General features: G+C 45.5%; 20 protein-coding genes. 15 read left to right on the forward strand and 5 right to left on the reverse strand.

What is annotated here, in order from left to right:
* Position 1: 1 nt before the first annotated feature.
* The 6 genes from ACRD7P_RS15250 (at position 2) to tnpA (ending at position 5,553) form a co-directional block, all read left to right on the forward strand.
* Positions 2-1,348, forward strand: coding sequence for a DUF3526 domain-containing protein (locus tag ACRD7P_RS15250; protein WP_430908500.1), 1,347 nt, complete (start codon positions 2-4; stop codon positions 1,346-1,348).
* Between the two features lie 105 nt (positions 1,349-1,453).
* Positions 1,454-2,407 (forward strand): DUF5829 family protein, encoded by a 954-nt coding sequence (locus ACRD7P_RS15255; RefSeq protein WP_430908501.1) that lies wholly within the window; start codon positions 1,454-1,456, stop codon positions 2,405-2,407.
* Positions 2,408-2,427: 20 nt separating this feature from the next.
* Positions 2,428-3,249, forward strand: coding sequence for a hypothetical protein (locus ACRD7P_RS15260; RefSeq protein ID WP_430908502.1), 822 nt, complete (start codon positions 2,428-2,430; stop codon positions 3,247-3,249).
* A 34-nt stretch (positions 3,250-3,283) separates the two neighbouring features.
* On the forward strand, positions 3,284-3,715 hold the full coding sequence (locus tag ACRD7P_RS15265; RefSeq protein ID WP_430908503.1) for a MerC domain-containing protein: 432 nt from the start codon (positions 3,284-3,286) through the stop codon (positions 3,713-3,715).
* Positions 3,716-3,835: 120 nt separating this feature from the next.
* Positions 3,836-4,879, forward strand: a complete 1,044-nt coding sequence (locus ACRD7P_RS15270; RefSeq protein ID WP_430908504.1) for a succinylglutamate desuccinylase/aspartoacylase family protein — start codon at positions 3,836-3,838, stop codon at positions 4,877-4,879.
* 242 nt (positions 4,880-5,121) lie between these two features.
* Positions 5,122-5,553: an IS200/IS605 family transposase gene (gene tnpA / locus ACRD7P_RS15275; protein WP_430908505.1), complete on the forward strand. Its 432-nt coding sequence runs from the start codon at positions 5,122-5,124 to the stop codon at positions 5,551-5,553.
* A gap of 143 nt (positions 5,554-5,696) precedes the next feature.
* On the opposite strand, the gene ACRD7P_RS15280 is transcribed toward tnpA, so the two are convergent.
* Together ACRD7P_RS15280 and ACRD7P_RS15285 are read right to left on the reverse strand one after the other, a co-directional pair.
* Positions 5,697-6,251, reverse strand: coding sequence for a DUF5946 family protein (locus ACRD7P_RS15280; protein ID WP_430908506.1), 555 nt, complete (start codon positions 6,249-6,251; stop codon positions 5,697-5,699).
* A gap of 166 nt (positions 6,252-6,417) precedes the next feature.
* Positions 6,418-6,777 (reverse strand): hypothetical protein, encoded by a 360-nt coding sequence (locus ACRD7P_RS15285; protein WP_430908507.1) that lies wholly within the window; start codon positions 6,775-6,777, stop codon positions 6,418-6,420.
* A 543-nt stretch (positions 6,778-7,320) separates the two neighbouring features.
* Here ACRD7P_RS15285 and ACRD7P_RS15290 point away from each other — a divergent pair.
* The 4 genes from ACRD7P_RS15290 to ACRD7P_RS15305 all read left to right on the forward strand — a co-directional run bounded on the left by ACRD7P_RS15290 (position 7,321) and on the right by ACRD7P_RS15305 (position 11,257).
* On the forward strand, positions 7,321-7,890 hold the full coding sequence (locus tag ACRD7P_RS15290) for a Crp/Fnr family transcriptional regulator (protein ID WP_430908508.1): 570 nt from the start codon (positions 7,321-7,323) through the stop codon (positions 7,888-7,890).
* 167 nt (positions 7,891-8,057) lie between these two features.
* Complete coding sequence (locus ACRD7P_RS15295; RefSeq protein ID WP_430908509.1) at positions 8,058-8,750, forward strand: hypothetical protein; 693 nt, start codon at positions 8,058-8,060, stop codon at positions 8,748-8,750.
* Between the two features lie 184 nt (positions 8,751-8,934).
* Complete coding sequence (locus tag ACRD7P_RS15300; protein ID WP_430908510.1) at positions 8,935-9,384, forward strand: lipocalin family protein; 450 nt, start codon at positions 8,935-8,937, stop codon at positions 9,382-9,384.
* A gap of 145 nt (positions 9,385-9,529) precedes the next feature.
* Positions 9,530-11,257 carry a hypothetical protein gene (locus tag ACRD7P_RS15305; RefSeq protein ID WP_430908511.1) on the forward strand — a complete coding sequence of 576 codons (1,728 nt, stop codon included), beginning with the start codon at positions 9,530-9,532 and terminating at the stop codon, positions 11,255-11,257.
* Positions 11,258-11,398: 141 nt separating this feature from the next.
* Here the strand turns inward: ACRD7P_RS15305 and ACRD7P_RS15310 are convergent, their stop codons facing one another.
* A complete protein-coding gene (locus ACRD7P_RS15310) occupies positions 11,399-11,833 on the reverse strand; it encodes a hypothetical protein (protein WP_430908512.1) in 435 nt (144 codons plus the stop codon).
* Positions 11,834-12,089: 256 nt separating this feature from the next.
* Between ACRD7P_RS15310 and ACRD7P_RS15315 the strand changes: the two genes are divergently transcribed.
* The 5 genes from ACRD7P_RS15315 to ACRD7P_RS15335 all read left to right on the forward strand — a co-directional run bounded on the left by ACRD7P_RS15315 (position 12,090) and on the right by ACRD7P_RS15335 (position 17,148).
* A complete protein-coding gene (locus ACRD7P_RS15315) occupies positions 12,090-13,424 on the forward strand; it encodes a MutS-related protein (RefSeq protein WP_430908513.1) in 1,335 nt (444 codons plus the stop codon).
* A gap of 297 nt (positions 13,425-13,721) precedes the next feature.
* Positions 13,722-14,783, forward strand: a complete 1,062-nt coding sequence (locus ACRD7P_RS15320) for a helix-turn-helix domain-containing protein (RefSeq protein ID WP_430908514.1) — start codon at positions 13,722-13,724, stop codon at positions 14,781-14,783.
* 72 nt (positions 14,784-14,855) lie between these two features.
* Positions 14,856-15,326, forward strand: a complete 471-nt coding sequence (locus tag ACRD7P_RS15325) for a YybH family protein (protein WP_430908515.1) — start codon at positions 14,856-14,858, stop codon at positions 15,324-15,326.
* Positions 15,327-15,671: 345 nt separating this feature from the next.
* Positions 15,672-16,322: a YdhR family protein gene (locus tag ACRD7P_RS15330; protein WP_430908516.1), complete on the forward strand. Its 651-nt coding sequence runs from the start codon at positions 15,672-15,674 to the stop codon at positions 16,320-16,322.
* A gap of 7 nt (positions 16,323-16,329) precedes the next feature.
* Entirely contained in the window at positions 16,330-17,148 is an 819-nt protein-coding gene (locus tag ACRD7P_RS15335) for an RNA polymerase sigma factor (protein WP_430908517.1), read from the forward strand.
* Between the two features lie 191 nt (positions 17,149-17,339).
* On the opposite strand, the gene ACRD7P_RS15340 is transcribed toward ACRD7P_RS15335, so the two are convergent.
* Both ACRD7P_RS15340 and ACRD7P_RS15345 read right to left on the reverse strand, forming a co-directional pair.
* Positions 17,340-18,269, reverse strand: a complete 930-nt coding sequence (locus ACRD7P_RS15340; protein WP_430908518.1) for a PorP/SprF family type IX secretion system membrane protein — start codon at positions 18,267-18,269, stop codon at positions 17,340-17,342.
* A 14-nt stretch (positions 18,270-18,283) separates the two neighbouring features.
* A partial coding sequence (locus ACRD7P_RS15345) for a gliding motility-associated C-terminal domain-containing protein (protein WP_430908519.1) occupies positions 18,284-21,259 on the reverse strand: 2,976 nt, incomplete at its 5' end.

Raw genomic sequence — 21,259 nt, forward strand, 5'->3', positions numbered from 1 at the left:
CATGTACAGACTTCTTTTTTTACAGTTTTTAAGATCAAAGGCAGTACGTGCCGGTTTGTTGTTAACGCTTTTGTTGGGGGGAATAAGCATTGGTATTGGGCATCAGTTTCTGGATCAAAAGAATGCCGCTATCGATGAGGTGGAACGCTACCAAAAACAACATATCGAACGAAATGTGGAACTGCACAAGGACGATTTGGGGCTTTTGATGTATTACCTAAAATTTGCTTTCGTAAACAGTCCGGCCAGTCTAGCGGGGCTTTCCGTCGGCCAAAGCGATATCAACCCGATTATACAGCGGATCACGATCAAAAACCTGGAGGGACAACGTTATGACACCGATCTGGTCAACCCCATGAATTTACAATCGGGAAACCTGGACCTCTCCTTCGTCCTGATCTATCTTTTTCCGTTGTTGGTCATCGTTTTTACGTTCAATTTGCTGTCCGAAGAAACGGAGACCGGAACTTGGCGACTGGTAGCGGTGCAGGCTCCCTCAAAACGAAAATATCTTTTGACCAAGCTGTCCGTGAGGGCGGTATTGGTATATGCGGTGTTGGGAATATTGCTTATCGCCGCCAAAATAGCACTGTCCATTCCTTTGGATGTTAATTTTATGATGGTGGTACTGCTATCGATAGTTTATATCGCTTTTTGGTTCGGGGTCTGTTTTTTTGTGATCGCGTTCAACAAGGGATCCCATTTCAATGCGCTGTTGCTGTTGTCTACATGGTTGGGACTGCTCATGCTCTTGCCAGCGGGCATCAACGCGTATATAACCAACCGATACCCCATTCCCGAAGCATTGACCACCATGATCAGCCAACGCGACGGGTACCATACCAAGTGGGATATGGACAAAACGGAGACCATAAAAAAGTTCTATGGGCATTATCCGCAATTTGAAACTTTTGGATATCCGACGGAAGGCTTCAATTGGACGTGGTACTATGCCATGCAACAAATGGGCGATGACGATGCCCGAAAGGACACCGAAGCCTTATGGCAAAAAATCCGGAAACGGGAGAGCGTGAGCAAACGGGTTTCCGCGTTTTTGCCGAACATGCACCTCCAATTGGCATTCAATGGACTTGCCGGAACCGGCCTTGGGGAGCAGCTCGATTTTTTGGAGGCGACCAATGCCTTCCATGAAGAACTGAGGTTGTTTTTTTATCCCATGGTATTCAAGGAAGTATCCGGTGACCGTGTGGATTGGACAAAATTCACGCCAAAATATTGGTCCCAGAACACTGAAGGGGAAAACCCGATACGGTATCTGTGGCCATTGCTAAGCGCCGCTTTTATCGTAATGCTCGGTTGTGCGGTCGTTTTTAAAAGATGGTATTGAACCGTTGGGCGGGTGCCCTTCGGTACCGAAAGGCTTATGCGGAAAGGCTATACCATTTCAACGTTAAAATGGGATAACATTATTAATCGGTAAAACAGTTTCAATATGAAAACGCCCGTACTTAAATTTTTAGCCGCACTGTTTTTGTTGGTTTCTTGTCAAGAGCAGCCGAAAAAAGGATATGATGCCTCGATCATTGATCGGGAGAAGATCGATCAGGTTTTCGGGCACGATGTATCCCAAGTACTGTTCGACCACTTGTATGTGGTGTTGGACAGTGCTACTTACGCACAAATGACAACGCATGACTTTTTTAAGGAAACCTATGCTTCCATCGATAAGGGACTTCCCAATTTTGAGGCAGTGGACGATAGTACCACCACCTGTTATTTAAGGGGGCATAAACATTTTATAGAACTGTTGGGCCCCAATAACAGTTACAATGAACCTGTGGGGAAGAGTGGTATCGGTTTTGCGCTCCATAATAAGGGCGAGCACTTTCATTTGGGGGTAAGTCCGAAATTGAAACAGACCGGAACACCGTATTTAAGTGCCTTCGAAACGGTGGACATGCCTTTCCGAAACGAACGGACCACTTGGTTCAAAGCCTTTTATTCCCCAAGTTTGGGGACCGCCCTACATACCTGGTACGCCTTTTATAATCCCGCTTTTTTGGACAGTCTGCATCAAAAGGAACATCGAGAGTATTCCCGGAAGGAATTTTTGAAGGAATCGTATGACGAGGGACAGCTTTTTGAAGGTATAAAGACCATTGATATGAGCTGCACCTCCCGGGACTACGATAGAATTGTCCAAGAGATGCGGCAGTTGGGATGCCAGCTGATAGCAAAAGATGAGAACACCCTTACCATTGCCAGCGGCGACGTATCCATCAACCTTACTCCTTCCGACACTATTGCCTACAGTCGTATCGATCGTATACGGTGCGGGCTGAACACACACCATTCCGGGAGTACCCGATTGGGTAACATTACCATTATCGATACCGGTATGGAATCGATATGGAATTTGGAAAATCTATATAAAAAGTCTAACTGAGTTCATTTAAAACAAAAGAAATGAGAACATCCTATTCAAGTATTTTACTGGTCGTGACCCTAATAGGTATCACCGCGTGCAAACCGCAGAAAAAAGAAAAGTTGGAAGGCGATACAACGGAAGAAGCCGTTACCGTTTCCAGTGAAAACGCCGAAACGCCCTTGGAATTGATCAAGTTGGAAGGCTCCCCTTCATATGAAGCGGCCGCTTTGGAACTGCAATCGCCGGGTACGGGTACCATTGCAAAAGGGAGCGATGCCGATTTCGTTTTTCAGGTGAACAATTATGAACTGAAGGCGCAGACCAAAGGTCCCAACGCCGAAATGCTGGCCAATTCGGGAAAGGGGCAGCACATTCACTTTATTCTGGACAATCAACCCTATTCCGCCCATTATGAACCCCAATTCAAGAAAGAACTTCCGGACGGAGTACACCATTTGGTGGCTTTTTTAAGCCGATCGTATCACGAATCGGTTAAAAATAAAAACTCGGTGGTCGTTCGCAAACTGGAAGTAGGGGAGAACCCGAAGGACTCATTGGGGTTGGATATGAAAGCGCCGACGCTTATTTACAGCCGTCCCAAGGGAACCTATTCCGGAAAGGACACCGAAAACCTGTTGTTGGACTTTTTTGTACTCAATACCGTGCTCTCGGAGGATGGAAACAAAGTGCGGGCCACCATTAACGGTAAAACATTCATGATTTCGGAATGGGCGCCATATCTTATTAAAGGTCTTCCTATGGGAGAAGTGACGCTGCAACTGGAACTGGTCGATAATCAGGGTAATTTGATCGCCGGCCCGTTTAATCAAGTAACCCGTACCGTCACCCTGGAACAATAGGTAGTATCCTTTTTAAAATAACTTACAAAACGCTATGAAAGCCAGTATTACATTGACCGATCACCCCAATATATGGGGCAGTTTTACCAGTGGGTTGTGCCTTGCACATTGTGTGGCGACGCCTTTTTTATTTGCTGCACATCCCGGGCATGTTCACGGGCATCATGCACATCCTTTTTGGTGGGGATGTATCGATGTGCTTTTTATAGTCCTGTCATTTTTGGCGGTTTTTTGGTCCGTACGAAATACATCAAAATACTGGATGAAATATGCGCTTTGGATTTCTTGGGCATTATTGGCGGTGCTGGTCGTAAACGAAAAGTTGGAGTTGTTTCCCGTAGCCGAAGCATTTTTTTATTTTCCGAGTATCGCCCTGATCGTGTTACACCTTTACAATCGCAAGTATTGTAGGTGCCCAAACGAATGTTGCGTTCACGAAAACCAAAGCCTAAAGGGCGATGGGTGAGCGATTGGTTATGTTGAATTGTGAAGGACGCCTTTACGCCTTGGGAGGGTCTCATGGCGTTGGTGTTGTTACGTTTTATGTAGCAGCTTCTTTTTTACCGGTCATTTCTTATTTTTAGTCATGCACAAACTTTTTTTTATCGGTTTAATGCTTTGCTCGGTCCACGTAGGCGGAGCGCAAAAAAGCATAAAAAAGGTCCTCGCGAACACCACCGGGCCTTTAAAAGAAACGCTTCGCTGGCATGTTCAAGATGGTCAGGGAAACAAAGGGCATTTGCCGGTGGCCATCATAAAAGGAAAAACCGATGGTCCGGTATTTACGGTAGTAGCCGGTGTGCACGGGTTTGAATACCCCCCAATCGTTGCCGTACAAGAATTGATGCGGGAAATTAAGCCAGAAGCACTCTCCGGGACGATTTTATGTGTTCCTATTGCGAATACCGCCTCGTTTTATACCAGAACGCCCTTTATCAACCCACAAGATGGTACCAATTTAAATGGTGCATTTCCTGGGGATTCGGTAGGGACCATTACCCAGCGTTTGGCACATCTGATCACTAAAAAAGTTATTCCGGAAAGTGATGTTTTTTTGGATGTTCATGGTGGCGACGCCAATGAGGACCTGCTACCCTTTGTATGTTACTATAATAACAAGAACCGCCCCGAAAGGACCCAAATGGCCGAGCTACTTGCCCAGGCCAGTGGATTTGAATATATCGTTTCCTATCCCTATACCCTAAAAGATGACGACCCCGCAAAATATGTGTTCAAACAGGCCGTGCAAGATGGAAAAACGGCCCTGAGCATCGAGTGTGGAAAATTGGGGAACGTACAGGAAGAAGCGGTAGTTTTGATTAAAAAAGGCATATATAATATGTTGCACCAAATGGAGATGTACGATGCCCCGACGATGCCAAAACCGAAGCGGATACGGCTCAACCATCAAACCTATATCAGGTCCAACGAAAAAGGAATTTTTTATAGTGACCATAAGGCCGGGGATGCCGTCAAACAGGGGGATGTTGTAGGGTATACCACGGATGAGTTCGGTGAACGTATTGCCGAGTATCGGGCACCGTCTGGCGGTATTATCCTCTATAAGATCGCGACCCCACCGATCAACGTGGGCGATACGGTAATGTGCATCAGCACCAATTTGGAGTAATACCATTTCTGGTTTAACTGTGGTTATCCTTGCCGTCCAGTACCGTTGTTATGTTTTAACATCAGAAATGGTATTCGATGGTACCTTTTAGCTATTGAACTCATTTAGACTTTTTGGATTGAAGCGAAAATTATCCATTTTAAGGCCTGTTGAAGACTTTTTTGAGTGGTCACAGCAATAGTTCAACCTATGCACTTTAGTGCATTTCGCTTTAGCTTCTAAAAAAACCTACTTTTGCTATTATGTTGGAACAAAGGGTAAATGGACATACGGTCTCTCGTCTTTCGGTGCATATAGTCTGGAGTACGAAATACCGATATTCTGTCCTTGTGGGAGATGTGCAAAAGCGTTGCCGTACGGTCCTGATAGAGATCTGTGACGCGGAAGGGGTCAACATTTTGAAAGGTGTGGTAAGTAAGGACCATGTCCACATGCATTTGGAGTATCGCCCGTCCCAGGATATCAGTACGCTTGTCAAGAAGCTAAAGGGTCGAAGTTCCAGGAAACTTCAAATGGAATTCCCGATACTGAAGAAGAAATATTGGGGCCGGCATTTCTGGGCTATAGGATTCGGCTGTTGGAGCACGGGCAATATAACGGATAAAATGGTGGACGAGTATTTGGAGCATCATCGTAAGTCCGGTAACGATACCGATGCTTTCATACTGGAGTAGTCTTCCGAACAGCTAACTTTAGCTGGGTTTAAAAACCTATGGTACTTTAGTCCATAGTGGTTTAGTTTCATAGCAGGGCTACGGGAGGAAAAAAAGACAAAAACAGGGCTGTAAAGGGCAATTTTTTAGCCAATTAAAAAAGTCTAAATGAGTTCATTAAGTGATTTATTTCTGTTCAAGAATTCTTTGGCAATGGTTTCGGCCACATGGTGGGAGGAATGCCATGTTCGGTGTACTTCTGTTGCCCATTCAAAGATCAAGGCCTTACGATCGGATGCGTTTTTCGTATTTTTAAGGATATCCGTTGTTGTGATCGTTCCTCGCTTCAATACCTCCGGCGGGATTAAATATTCGTTCTGCTTGTCGATTTTATAAACTTTCAAATAATTGCTGAGCATCGGTGAATGCCGGTAGCTCCATTTTACGTCATGTTTCAGTATTAAATGCAATCTGGAAAGATGAAAGTGGTTGTTCCATCTGCCGTGAATTTCGGGATGTTGTAAGGTATGGGCATCCACCATCAGAAACTTATACATGTGGTTTTCCTTCTTGGAAAAGTCTATTTCGCCAAATCCGAAATTAAATATTTCCAAACATTCATGGATGCCACGTTTTGTATTCGCACCGCAAAATTGACAAGCTCCCGATTTTAAAAGTAGCACCCCGTTCTTTGCTGCGAAATCAATATAATCTTGCATGTTTTTTAGTCATTTTTAACCGCTTGGCCCCCGGTGCTTCCCGTCTTGCGCGAATAAAAATTTTCGGATGCCATTTTGGTTTAATGTTGCCCTATGATCATTTTTCGTTCGCTGGTGAGCCGTCTTATACGAATGAACGTAGATGAAAAAACATCCGAACGAAGGCTTACACATCAAATTTATGTGTAAACTGCAGGCCGCCATAATAAAACAGATAGATCCAATAAAAAAACTGAAAGCACAAAGAGACAAAAAAGTGCTTCCATGGAACCCTTTGTCGGGACATCAAAAAGATACCGAACGCCAGTGCTACCAGTTGAACGATACAAAATATGGTGTACAGTTCGGTTTCAAATTGTTTTGAAGTAAACGGGGAACAGCTGGTGACGAGGATAAAAACCACCAACATTATTGCGGAGGGCAATAACATGTTCACATTCAATTTCAATACATATTTTATCAATACTCCTACGATAAGTAGGGGTAAGGCAAAATAAAATATGTTAAAGAGGACGACGCCATTCATTTGGATTTTTTTATGGTTTACATTATTATGTGCGCTAAAGTGGTTTCATTCGTTACGGGTGTTGGTTGAAAGAACGCACGTTAAAAGCATACCGGTTTGGTTGTGGTTTGGCCATACCCTTTAAATTAGGTATGTAATTTTGATATTTTTTTGCCGGTACCTCTGGTGTTTTTCAATCGGCCCGGTAGCCCGTAAAGTTACGGCAATTCGCTGCGGAATAGCACACCTTTTATTGGGAAATGGGTATCCCCGATAATGGTATGCCATCGTTTTTGAACAGGAACCTATAGCACACTGAAACTGCGATCACGATAACCGTAAGGCAATGTCCATACTACTGTAGAACCGGGAGAACACCTGGTTTTAAGCTACCTTGGATTCCAGTAAAAGAACGATTGGGAATTGAGGGTGCGGATGGACCCAATAGCATTCTTTTTTGACATTTGTCAACAAAAAACCGGGCCATCCCCAGTGGGGTGCCTTGGAATGGAATCCGTCAATCCTTACCTTTATTTTATTTGATAGGACCAAGCTATTTATGTTATGAGCACCGTAGTAATCGATATTATCAAAAGTATAAGCAACATTAGCGATGCCGCGGAAAGCGAGCTCACATCGATGATCGGTTCCAAATTCGTACAGCGGGGGGCCTATCTCCTAAAGGAAGGTGAAACTTGTTCCCATATCTATTTCATGCAATTTGGTTTTGCGCATCAGTTCAAATGGAAAAAAGACCAAAAGATTTCCAACTTCTTTTGGACCAATAACGATTTTGTTACCCATATGATATCGTTTTTGACGCAGACCCCTTGTAGCGAGAACATAGAGATCCTAAAGGATAGTAAAATATACGCCCTAAGCTATGCCGACCTGCAGTACATGTATAAAACGTATCCTGAATTCAATCATTTTGGGAGATTGATGTTGGAAAAGTATTTTTTGGAGATTGCCGGCCTTGGGGAGCTTTCAAAGATAACGCCCGCGCAAAAGCGATATGAAAAGCTTGTGGAGCAACGTCCCAATCTTCTTCAACTGGCCACTTCGGGACAAATTGCATCCTATTTGAACATGTCCCAAGAAACCCTGAGCAGAATACGCGCAAAACGACCGTAGTCCCTTAAAATAGATGTTTCCGTTAGAAGATTTTTCTTCCGGCAGCTCCTTGTTCCGCTGTTTTTTTTGATAAATATCAAAAAAGGTTTCATTTCATAGGATATCCCGGATACGGAATACTTACGGTACCCCCTTTCACGTTATCATTGAAATTTAAAATCAAACCAATGATGAAGACCAAACGCCTACCCTATTTGTCATTTATATGTCTTATTTTTTTATGTTTCGGTTGTGAGACCGAAAGCACTGTCGATGTTTCGCAGGACCGTATATATGTGGCCTATGGTGCCTTGTGGGACGAAGCCCAAGACCTTACCATTATCAATGTTACCTTTTCTCTGGGAAACTATAATGGTACGCGCTTGGAACTTGCCGAAGGTGCTGCCATCAGCTTTAATGGTGATGCGGTACCCTATACCTCATTGGGATATTACGAGCTAAAACTGACCGGTTTTGTGCAGACCGGAACGTTCGAGTATATCGATTTGAACGGTAACGTTTTTCAAAACGATATTTCCATTGTCCCGATAGCTTTTGCGGCAGGGACGCCTACTGTTATCGACAGGTCAAAATCCCACGAAATTCGGTGGGACGGCCAAGCGGTGGGGACCGGACAGTCTTCCGTTGTAGCTACGGTGGTACCCTCCAACTTAGGGGAGACCAAGCTTTTTTCCCAGACCGCAGAGGGGGCCACCTCGGTAATGCTTACGCCGGACGTTCTGGGCCAGATAGCAAACGAACAAAAGGGACTATTGGTCTTGGAACGTATCGAAGCCATGGATGCCATGGATGCCACGGAAGCGGGAGGACTCGTTACGGCGCGATACCGTCCAAATGCCCTGGATATCGACATCGACTAAAATTGGACCGCAGCGCGTTCGACCGTGCCTGTGATAAAACCATGGCACCGGTACCGTGCGGGCAAACGGGATACGGAAAGAGTTTTGTCTCCATGCAACGGTCACAGCGTAGTATCGAATGTAGATGGCCCGTTAAATACATATCCTTGAAACGACTGCAAATTGAAAAACAACATTTTACATCATGAAGCACCTATCATATAACAAGAAATCGAATATGGATAAAATGAAATCGGTTTTGGCCTTTTTGACCGGTATGGTCTTATGTTTACACGGCTGTACTTCGGACGATGCTACCGAAAATAACGAAGCGCCGACATTGGTCGGTCAATGGGAACTTTCAGCGTTTAAGGTCTCCGATACCGTTTCGGCGCCACAGTTATTGGTCAGTGAAGCGATTATTGGCACACTGATCGAAGCGGACTGTAAAATTTTATCGTATGATTTTAGGGCGAATGGGGACGTTTTTACCGAAAGCACGATCCTATATATTAGTACCGATCCCGATAACATCGTATGTCCGACCGGTTCGTCCGATTCGTTTCAAGGTACTTGGGAGCTGGAAGGAGATATCCTAACATTTGACGACGGTCAGGGTACGCCCTCGGAAGGCGCACGAATACGGTTGTCCTAAAATGAATTTATCATTTATGGGGAAGGTCTGAGTGCGGAAAACCGCTCTGGAACGGAATTTATTTTATCGCGCAAATGATTTTTTTTAAATTGACAGGTGTTATGCTCTCATTGATCAACGTATGGAATTTAAGCCTTTTACCCCTATGAAACTACCCATTAGTACTCTCTATAGCGGTCTCGTCATGATGCTCTTAGGTGCCTGTTGTATCGGTTGTTTGCCAAAAGTTTCCGAGTACCCCTTTCGTTCTGATACGGAACTTAAAAGAGGTGCCCAGGAATTGTCCGATAATTTGGAGGAGTATATCAGAAAATGGGCAAGGGGGGAAGTACCCGCCGAACTGCCGGACAACATATTGCCCAAAGGATATGACACCGAACGTTTTAAAAACGTTCGCCTTGTTCCATACGGGGAAATCGACCCGGAAACACAATGGGTCTCCAGAAAGGCACATGATATCGATTTCAATAGACTATACGGTAGTTTTCCCGATCCGCACTGTACCTATTTATTGGCTCCCATCATATATGCACCATTTGGGGCGAAGATGGTCATTGAAGGGGAGTTTCCATATTGTCGCTTCTTCAATATTCAAACATCGCCGCCATTTGATGGAAAAGGATACCGTTACGACAAGTTTGCGGGAAATGGGGAAGTGGCCATTGTGGATAGCGATATGGTTCCCAAACCGGGGCACGTAAATCCCTTTACGCCCAACGGGGACCGAATGGCAAAAAACCGTTCCTATGAAGTAACCTATATGATGGCCATGGGAAATGCCAGTGCCTTGGACCCTTCGCATACCCCGCCCTATCGGGGCGATGGCCATATGCGGTATGGCAGTGCGATTCAGGTACAGGGGCCATGGGGAGAAGATTCCAAAAGTGGCCATGGGAGGGGCATTTGGGACTTCGGGGATGTTTGGGTGCGGTATTACGGTATAGACCACGATAAGTTCCCCTCGGGGGGCGTGGCATTGCCCAAGATGTACTTCCAACTCAAAACGGGCGAACGATTTACTGTCATTGCCGACTATGAAGGATTCATTGAGGCCTCCGAAAAGACCATGGCCAATAGAAGTATTGGAAACAATGATCCTGCCGCCTATAACGGAAAGGACGTCGGTTGGGACAAACAGTTCGGTATTTTTCTTCAAATTGCGACCGGTGGGGCAAGGGCATTGTACAAGGATACCGAAGCGGATAAGGAATACGTGCGCAACCTGCACAAGGGCATCACCGGCCGAGGAGCTGATATGATCGCTCCCGCCAGTTTGGAACCACACGCTACAGGTTGCAACTACCATGGATATCTTACCAATGGCATGAGTATTAAAAAAGGGAACGTTTATGCGATTTCGGGGAAGATGCCGACCTTTCCGGATACCCGCGATGGGGCGGGCCAACTCCAACCTGCACAATGCCGCTACTGGAGCTTGACGAGTTATGATGCAAGTTTCCCCTTTTCAAAAGTTGTCGGTCTTGAAAACACTTCTATTATGGATGATGAGGTGGTTCTTGACGATGACAGAAACTACATTATCGTGTATTCCCGGCCGGAAGACCGTCCCAAAAACGCTGTTCCCGAAAATGGGGTAACCTGGGTCGACTATGGAAATACCTGTACCCAGGCCTTTACGCTGCGATGGGTTTCCGTGGGACCGGAATGGAGCTTCGACAAAACGCCCGACGAACTGCATTTGCCTTGGAAAAAAACGACTTGGAGCGGAAGCGATTTCGATAGGAACATCATCGGTAGGAATGACCGAAACGGGTTTTTGGGAGCGTACCATCCCGTTCGGCATTATATGAGTAAAAAAACATTTGAAGATTTGGGAAACCTGACCCAAACGGCTTTGCCCGATTGGAGGTAACCTCCTCCAAAAAGAACATTTTTGATAACGCCGCCGTCATTGGTTTCAATGTAAATGCCCTTACTACCGGCCTCCCCTTGGTAATCTGGATTTTCAGGGCCTCTGGTATGCATAAAAAGAGAGGCCAACGACCCAGAAATGTTACAGACCGGTACAACAAAAACTGACCGCTGATTCCGCTCCGGTCAAGAAAAGAGGAAGTTCCTGCGCCGTTCCGTAGCTGCTATATAAAAACGGACGGTCCTGTACCGCCCCTGACTGCGGGGGAATACCGCCCTGAAAGACATCGCCCCTTTTAAAGAGTACCCAAGCCGCTTCGCCATCATCGACGTTCTCCATGGCCTGATCGATCGTTTTGAATGCTGCGATAGTGCCGGAGGGTGTCATTGGGTCGCTTCCGATGACGGGAGAGGGAAAGGAGTATACCACGCCATTGTTGGTGCCATCGCTGTCGCTTACGTAAATAATCTTATCGGCCTTGTTGGGATCGAGTACGGTCCAGCCATTGGAAATTTGCTGTGCGTAGCTATACCATAGGAACAGTGCAAAAAATAGGGAGGGTATTTTTCGTTTCATCAGGTAACATTCGGAGTCAATACGATTATACCGGTATTAACGAAAAAAAGAGGGCTTCGGATGTTTGAAAATCGGATAAATGTTGATTTTTAAGGGGTTATAGGGGCGAAAAGCCAAAATAAAGTCAATTTTTCTAAAACGTTTTTTTTATCGATAGCCGTGGACTGCTATGAAATCGTTTTGATTTACTTTATGAAAAAGTTTAGAATAATTGCAGGGTATAACGAGTATCTTAGGTATGGAATCCCGGTCAAAAATGAAATTCGAGACAGACGCACAAACGGTGAAGGATTTAAACCTTTTTTCCGAAAGGGACGAATGCATATTTAACTGCTACAATTATACCAATACCTTCGGTGGTAAAGTATTGCTTCGAAAACAAATGAGCACGCCGAGCTCCGATTTTACCACAATCGACAACAGGGTGCGGGCGCTTGACTATTTAATGGATTTGACCCCGGAATTTGAAATCCTACAAAAGGACGTAGCCTATGTGGAACATTACCTAAGGCTGGATAAAAAACCACTGCAAGATCATTTTATCGATGCCTTTAAGGACGCCCTAAAAAATAAAATTAAGGCTACCAATGATTATTACCTTATCGGAAAGGGAATCGATGCCATTTTAAAACTTTATCGCTACCTACGACAATCGTTCCTGTACCATGAGGCTTCTCGATTACCAAGTCTTTTGACCGGTATCAAAAGTAAATTGGACGCCTTATCGATTCCGCAGGAAGTACTTGTCATCCCCGAAAAAAAGACAAGGAGGCGGAGTGGCCGCTTTATCAATCGCCTGGATAATTTTTTTAGGGACCGTACTATTCTCGAATTGAAAGATTTTATGGAAGCCATTTACGAGTTGGATGTGTTATTCTCCCTTGTAAAGGCCATGCAGAAAAATGAGTTTTCACTGCCGGAATTTGAAAATGTTAGATCCGGAACTTTTTTATCCATAAAAGACCTCTATCATCCTTTGGTCGATAGCCCCGTAAAAAATAGTATCGAATTAAAGGAAGATGATAACTGTTGTTTTTTGACCGGTCCGAACATGTCCGGGAAATCCACTTTTTTAAAGTCGATAGGGCTTTGTGTCTATCTTGCACACTTAGGATTTCCGGTGCCGGCAAAAAAAATACGGCTCACGCCTTTTCATGGATTGATTACCACCATAAATCTTTCCGATAATTTAAATCTAGGGTATAGCCATTACTATGGGGAAATACAGCGGATGAAGTACGTGGCACTACGATTGGAAAAGTTACAACGTGTTATTGTGATCATCGATGAAATGTTTCGTGGTACCAATGTAACAGATGCCAGATACGGTACCGCGGCGATATCGGCCGCCTTTACAAAGATAAAGGAGAGTAAGTTTTTTGTTTCGAGCCATATTGTGGAAGTGACCGGCGATTTGCAAGAAAGTAATCGTGGTATACAATACTGGCATCTTGGTATTGGTGACGAGAAGGATTTGGAAAGCTATGCCTATGCCTTACGAAAAGGTGTTGCGCACCGGAAACTTGGCAGGAAAATTTTGGAACAAGAAGGAATACTGGAAATTTTAAATCGGGTTTGCGATCGGGGTTGACCAATCTTCACTATATAAGACTTCAACGGGTCGGTCAGTAATAAAAGGAGGAAAGGCTATGGATTTACGTCATAGGAGAATCGTAAAGTTTCCGCCTTATTTTGCGAAATGGTCATGAATTTAGTGGTGATCGCCACATGTTGGACCAAAGTACCCTATTTGACCGTATCCGCTGCAGTAATCAACATATGTGGCGTTAATTTACTATGATTATAGTGTAGATGGGGCTTTGTACACAGTCCGACGAATAGTCTATATTTAGGTATCGTTTTTGAAAACACGCTAAGGCCAATGCTCATGGAATTTGCTAGACATGTACTTTTATGTTATGCACTGTTAAGTCTTTTGATTAGTGGGGGGTTGTTGTTCAATGCTCAAAATAGGACCTATCAATATCTTGGGGTATTCGTTTTGGTCTTTGCTTTTGAAACGTTGGACTTCTTATATGTTACCAGCCCCTTATTACAAGGGTATCCGGCGTTCTATATGCTATTGTATCCCATTTGCCTTTTGGCAGGTCCGGTGTTATGGTTTCATTTATGGCTGTTCCGTTTTGGTCCCGAGCACCCGCTTAAAAACCAATGGTTTCATTTTATTCCGTTTATAGTGTTTACCGGATTTACGGTCTATTTGTTTCGTTATCATGGAACGGAGCGGTTGTCCTATGTAGCGTCCATTTACGAAACCATTGTAAAACCGTTGAATTACCTTAAAGCCATACATGTTTTCATATATGCCGTTTTGATTTTAAGGTTCTATGAACGGCATAAACGGTATCTCCCGACCGAAAAAAAACAGTATTTTTTTATGATCATGTTGATCTATTTGACTACCGCGGTCTTGGTTACGGTCTTAACGGCGGTAATGGTAAATTATACTTACTTCATATATTACTTTTTGTCGACTGCCGTTTTAAGCTTGTTTGTGGGTTATGTGCTTTATTACAAACCTCACGTATTCGCCCGGCTGCGTAATAAATATGCCGGTTCCTATCTAGATCAAGAGACGATTCAACGAATTACAAATAAGATAAATGTTTTTTTTGAAGAGCCTGGGAATATCCTTGATCCTCAGATATCATTGAACGATTTGAGTATCGGTATTGCAGAGAAAAAACATTGGATTTCGCAGGTGCTTTCCGCCGAAATGAAAACGAATTTCAACGATTTTGTGAATGAAAAACGGATTGGTCACGCAAAAAAAATATTGGAAAACCCAGAACATAAGAATCTGAAAATCCTCGCGGTTGCCTTGGAGTCCGGTTTTACGAACAAAAGTACCTTTTATCGTTCCTTTTTAAAATTTGCGGCGTGCAGCCCGAGTGCCTATCGCAACAAAAAACAGGTTTCAAATAATTAGGTGCTACTTCTTTTTATTGAGACAGTGATCCTTTTTCCATAGACCTGCCTATTTTCGGAAAAACAAATAATTATGATGAAGGTATTTTACATTATCATTGCTTTTTTAATGACCTTTGGTTGTTTTGCCCAAGAAAATGAACATTCCAATTTTGACCCCAATTCCCTTAAACCACTTATTGTAGAAGCAAGTACTACTTTGGGGAAGGCTATTAAACAAAAGGATATTTCGTTGTTGGCCGGCCTATATGATGAAAAAGCGCATTACCTGCCCAATGATGCCAATGCGATACATGGCCAAAAGGCCATCCTTCAATATTGGAAGGCCTCCTTCGATTTTATGACCGACCTTAACCTACATATGGAAACCTTGGAAGGTACAAGGGCATTGCTTTACGAAACAGGAACCGGTTCGGCCTATATCCGTTCCGAAGATGGAGAAATCGTAGCATTACCCTTTAAATATGTAAATGTTTGGAAACGGCAAATAGATGGGAGTTATCGTGTGGTCATCGATACCTTTAATCAACTTGCAACGGAGTAAGTGGTTGGCCCCTTGTTGTTTGTTGGTTGACTTTTGTTGCTACGGCTATTTGAGAGAAAAAATGCTCTTTTTAAGGCCAGTGCGAAAGTGTACGTCCCAAGAGCAAAAACGCCTTACATTTTTTATACGGTTAGCGGCACCTCGGTTACATAGCCTTGTTTTCCACCTAACGAGGTGAACTCATCTTTGCTAACATTTTTATTTTCGAACAAGTCAAAAAGTTATGGGTCGGTTCAAAAAAACGTTTGAAACTTGCAGTTCGTTCTAAAAGGGTACCACACTCCCAAAAACATGCTTTTGTAACACATCTGGTTTTTCCGGTCTAAAGGGTAAAAACAACAGAAGATGAAAAAAGCGATAAGTATTTCCCTTGTCATAATTGTTATGGTGATTCTTGGATTAACCTATATGACGGCGCAGCAAGTACCCGAGCTAACGCCAATTGCGGCACATTCCGAATACGATAATACCCCTGACCGATATCTTACGGTAACCAGAATCAAAAAACCATGGATCGCTCCGAAAAACTACGTAGTGAAAAAGTTTATCGAAAGTATACCGGAATTTGAAAAGGTCGATGGCCTACTGTTCAAATCGTATGCTTTTACAGAAGATCACGGCCATTTTGGCGGTATATATTTGTGGAAAGATGAAAACGCGGCAAAAAAATGGTTTAACAGCGCTTGGCATGAACGTATACGGCAAAAGTATGATCAAACCGGACAGATTACCTACTACCGAGTAATCAATACGCGAACGCTCCGAAAAATAACAGAAACGAAAGGGAAATACTATACCGTTATTTCCGCGGCAAAAATAGTGTTCAATGATGCTCCTAAGGGATTGTTGCGTATTACAAATGCCTTGGACGCTTCGGGGAACAAGGTCCATATTACACTTTGGAAAAGTCAAAAATACGCCAGGGACTATTTTAGAAAATACGTCACCAATAATTTGTACTTTGTTACACCGGTATTGTTAAATAATCAAAACTGACCCATCTATGCGAACGGAACAAGACGATAGTTGTAACGATGCCGTATTGGTGGAGCGCTCCATTAGCGGGGATAAGCGGTCATTAAATACCTTGCTTGGGCGATATCAGGACTATATTTACAACATTTCGCTACGCATGTTTTTGGACCCGGAAGATGCAAAGGACGCTACCCAGGAAGTATTGATCAAGGTGTTGACCGGATTAAGGACTTTTCAAGGGAAAAGCCGTTTCAAAACGTGGATATATCGGATAACGGTCAACCATTTTTTAAACGCTCCACAGCGAAAAATGGAAAAACGATTTGTGCGCGAAACGGAGCATTTGACGACTGTTTCGGCGCATACCGATTCCCCTAAAATTACCGAGGCGATTACGGAGGAGGTACGTGTTTTGTGCGCTACCGCAATGCTCATGTGCCTGAACAGGGAACAGCGTTTGGTTTATATTATCGGTGAAGTCTTTGGGGCCGACCACGCGCTAGGGACGGAACTCTTCCGGACCTCAAAAGGGAATTATAGGGTGAAGTTGCATCGGGCAAAAGCCGAGTTGCTCAACTATGTCTCCGGACGCTGTGGAATCATCGATCCCAGCAATCCCTGCCGATGCCCGAAAAAGGCAAAGGTACTTGTAAGCCAAGGGGTAGTGGATGGCAACAATCTTAAGTTCAATACCTCCTTTACCAAAAAAATAGGGGATGTAGTTGATCAAAAAAAGAATACCGTGAGCGACAAAATACAGCTGGATTTAAAGGAAATGTTTCAATCCAGTCCGTTCCAGGTCAAAAAAGAGATCGATGGTATGCTAGAGCGTTTGCTGGAGCGTTAAAAAAAAATCGATGGCCTCGGTACCGGGCTCTAGTTACGACAATGGTTCGCTATCTTATCAGAATTGTATTTTTTAATCGCCCTCCGTTCCTAAATGAGATATAAGCGCTTCGTACACCTAAGGCCATTACGGTCGTTAGGAACTATTGCCATGGGTATTTTGGCACCGAAATTTCGGTTTCATGTTCAAGGCTAAAAGAATCTGGGGGTAATTATGCTCTTGTACTTGGCCCTTAGCTCGTATCGCAAGAAAATTTCAAAAGAACCATTATTGAACGAGGTATTTCCCAATGCGGTCGTTTCCTTGTCGTATGCCAGGCCCAACATGAACTGGTCCGATATCTGGAACCCCATTAGACCACTGATCGCGGCATCCCAACGATAAGCTGCGCCCAAGGTAAATTTTTGGTTCAGTAGAAAGTTTGCCGATACGTCCGCTTGCAGGGGCGCCCCGCTTACGGCCTTGAACAATAGGGCTGGTTTGAACCTGAGATCGGGATTCAGATCAAAAACGTATCCCGTAATCAGGTACCAGTTGATCCGTTCCTCTGCAAGAAAGGAATTGCCTTCCCCAGTTTCGTCAAAATGTTGTGTTTCCAAAAAATTGGGAACAGAAAGACCCGCATAAAATTTTTGGGTATGATAATATATTCCTGCCCCAAAATTCGGCGAAAACTTTCTGTCAATATTGGCCAGGTTCGATTCTACCCCGTAGTTTGCCAATTTGGAGAAATCAATATTCAAAAAATGACCTCCGGCCTTTAGACCAAAGGATAATTTTCCATTTTCCGAGGTGGGTACGGAATACGAAAAAGAGCCGTCCACATAGGTTTCCTGATTGGTTCCTTCACCGATTTCATCGTTCACTAGGGATAGTCCCAGGCCGATTCTCCGCGATACCGGAGCGTTGAGGTTCAACGTAAAGGTATTGGGGGCCCCTTCCAAGCCAATCCATTGGGTACGGTATAGGCCCGCAAGACTCAAAACGCCCCTAGAACCGGCATAGGCCGGATTGACTACGATGGTATTATACATGTATTGCGTGTACTGGGCGTCTTGTTGCGCCATAACGGTATGAAAGACGCCCAGGGTAAGGATACCGTATATCAGTATTCGTTTCATTTGATTTTTGGTTTTTATCTATTGATGTAAAGGTATCCGGATATCGTTTTGGTCTTCCCGCCATCATTGTAATTAATGATGTAGAAGTATACCCCTACAGGCAACGCTTCGTTCCGCTGTATGGTGGCCCTTCCCCTGGAAATACCGGAAAAAGAATTTTGGGCATTGTCATATCCTCTTGCTTCAAACACCTTTACGCCCCAGCGGTTAAAAATTTCTACCGAGTTTTCCGGGAACTGTTCAATATTTGTAATCCTGAATATATCGTTGGTACCGTTGCCATCGGGGGTAATCATTTCATTTTCTACCGCAATCGCACAGGCAACTCCCAGTGGTGGTGTTCCACCGTTGGAATCACAACTATCCAAGGGGTCGGTATTGTCCGCTACCTCTTGACCATCTATAATTCCATCGTTATCCGAATCTTCATTTTCGGGGTCTGTTCCGAGCGCTGCTTCTTCGGCATTCGTAAGCCCATCGCTGTCACAATCGCTTGTTTCCAATGGAGTCCCGTTTAAAGAATCGCAGTCATCCAATGGGTCGGTATTATCCAAGACTTCCTGACCATCCAGTATTTCATCGGCGTCCGAATCGGAATTAATTGGGTCGGTGCCTAGCGAAACTTCTTCTGCATTGGTAAGCCCGTCGTTATCACAATCACTTGTTTCCAATGGGGTACCGTTTAAGGAATCACAGTCATCCAACGGATCTGTACCGTCAACGATTTCCTGATCATCCAGAATGCCATCTCCATCGGTATCACAAACTACGCCTTCCGGTGGGGCACCACCAATGGAATCACATGGATTTAGCGGATCGGTCTCATCCAACAGTTCGGTAGCGGTGGCTATGGTATCGTTATCATCGTCCGTATCCAAATAATCGAATAAGGAATCTTTATCGGTATCCTGTGTATCACCGGTGTTCGGGTTTCCGTCCCCGTCGGGGTCCGGGTTTTCGAATACGGTATCCACGCCGTCGCCGTCATCGTCCACGTCCAGGTAATCAGGAATGGTATCGGTATCGCTGTTCTGTGGATTACCGGTGTTCGGGTTTCCGTCCCCGTCGGGATTCGGGCTTTCGAAAGCGGTATCCACACCATCGCCGTCGTCATCGGTATCAAGATAATCGGGAATCGAATCGGTATCGCTGTTCTGGGTGTCCCCGGTATTCGGGTTTCCGTCCCCGTCGGGGTCCGGGTTTTCGAATACGGTATCCACGCCGTCACCGTCATCGTCCACGTCCAGGTAATCGGGTTGGATATCAGTGTCGCTGTTCTGGGTATTCCCGGTGTTCGGGTTCCCGTCCCCATCGGGGTCCGGGTTCTCGAAGGCGGTATCCACACCGTCGCCATCGTCGTCCACGTCCAGGTAATCGGGCAGGGTATCGGTATCGGTATCCTGGGTGTCCCCGGTATCGGGATTGCCGTCCCCGTCTGGGTCCGGGTTCTCGAACGCGGTATCCACGCCGTCGCCGTCGTCGTCCACGTCGAGGTAATCGGGCAGGGTATCGGTATCGGTATCCTGTGTGTCCCCGGTGTTGGGATTTCCGTCCCCGTCGGGGTCCGGGTTTTCGAAGACGGTATCCACACCATCGCCGTCGTCATCGGTATCAAGATAATCGGGAATCGAATCGGTATCGCTGTTCTGGGTGGCCCCGGTATTCGGGTTACCGTCCCCATCGGGATCCGGGTTCTCGAAAGCGGTATCCACGCCATCGCCGTCATCGTCCACGTCCAAATAATCGGGCAGGCTATCGGTATCACTGTTCTGTGTATCCCCAGTGTTCGGGTTACCGTCCGCATCGGGGTCCGGGTTCTCGAACGCCGTATCCACGCCGTCGCCGTCATCGTCTACATCCAGGTAATCGGGTAGGGCGTCGGTATCGCTGTTCTGTGTGTCCCCGGTGTTGGGGTTTCCGTCCCCATCGGGGTCCGGGTTCTCGAATACGGTATCCACACCGTCGCCGTCATCGTCTACATCCAGGTAATCGGGTAGGGCGTCGGTATCGCTGTTCTGGGTGGCCCCGGTGTTGGGATTTCCGTCCCCGTCGGGGTCCGGGTTTTCGAAGGCGGTATCCACGCCATCGCCGTCGTCGTCCACATCAAGGTAATCTAGCGTCGTATCGGTATCGCTGTTCTGGGTGGCCCCGGTATCGGGATTGCCGTCCCCATCGGGGTCCGGGTTCTCGAACGCCGTATCCACGCCGTCACCGTCATCGTCCACGTCCAGGTAATCGGGCAGGGTATCGGTATCGGTATCCTGTGTGTCTCCGGTGTTCGGATTGCCGTCCCCATCGGGATTCGGGTTCTCGAATACGGTATCCACGCCATCGCCATCGTCGTCCACGTCAAGGTAATCCAGCGTCGTATCGGTATCGCTGTTCTGGGTGGCCCCGGTATCAGGATTGCCGTCCCCATCGGGGTCCGGGTTCTCGAACGCCGTATCCACGCCGTCGCCGTCATCGTCCACGTCCAGGTAATCGGGCAGGGTATCGGTATCGGTATCCTGTGTGTCCCCGGTGTTGGGGTTTCCGTCCCCATCGGGGTTCGGGTTTTCGAAGGCGGTATCCACGCCGTCGCCGTCGTCGTCCACGTCAAGGTAATTAGGAATGGTGTCATTATCTGTGTCGTCGGGACCAACGGTATCCGAATTGGCATCGACTTCAAACAAGGTGTTTACACCATCATTATCATCGTCTATATCCCTAAAGTCGGGTTCATCTACGGTATCGCTATTTCTCGTGTCGTTAGCACCATTGTTTTCAGCATCATTTACATCGGAGGGGAGGCCGGTCGTATCCACATCGTCAAATCCGTCGTCCAAACCATCACCATCGCTATCTATTCCAACATAGGAATAGTTGGCAATTCCATCCTCGTCGGTATCCCAGGCCTCTATGGCATCCAGTACACCGTCGTTGTCGCTATCGGTATCGATATAGTCGGGCAGGTCCTCCGCGGCGTCCCCATCGGTATCGGTAGGTTGTGT

This window comes from Maribacter sp. 2-571, assembly GCF_050589625.1.
In the GTDB taxonomy this organism is placed as follows: Bacteria; Bacteroidota; Bacteroidia; order Flavobacteriales; family Flavobacteriaceae; genus Pelagihabitans.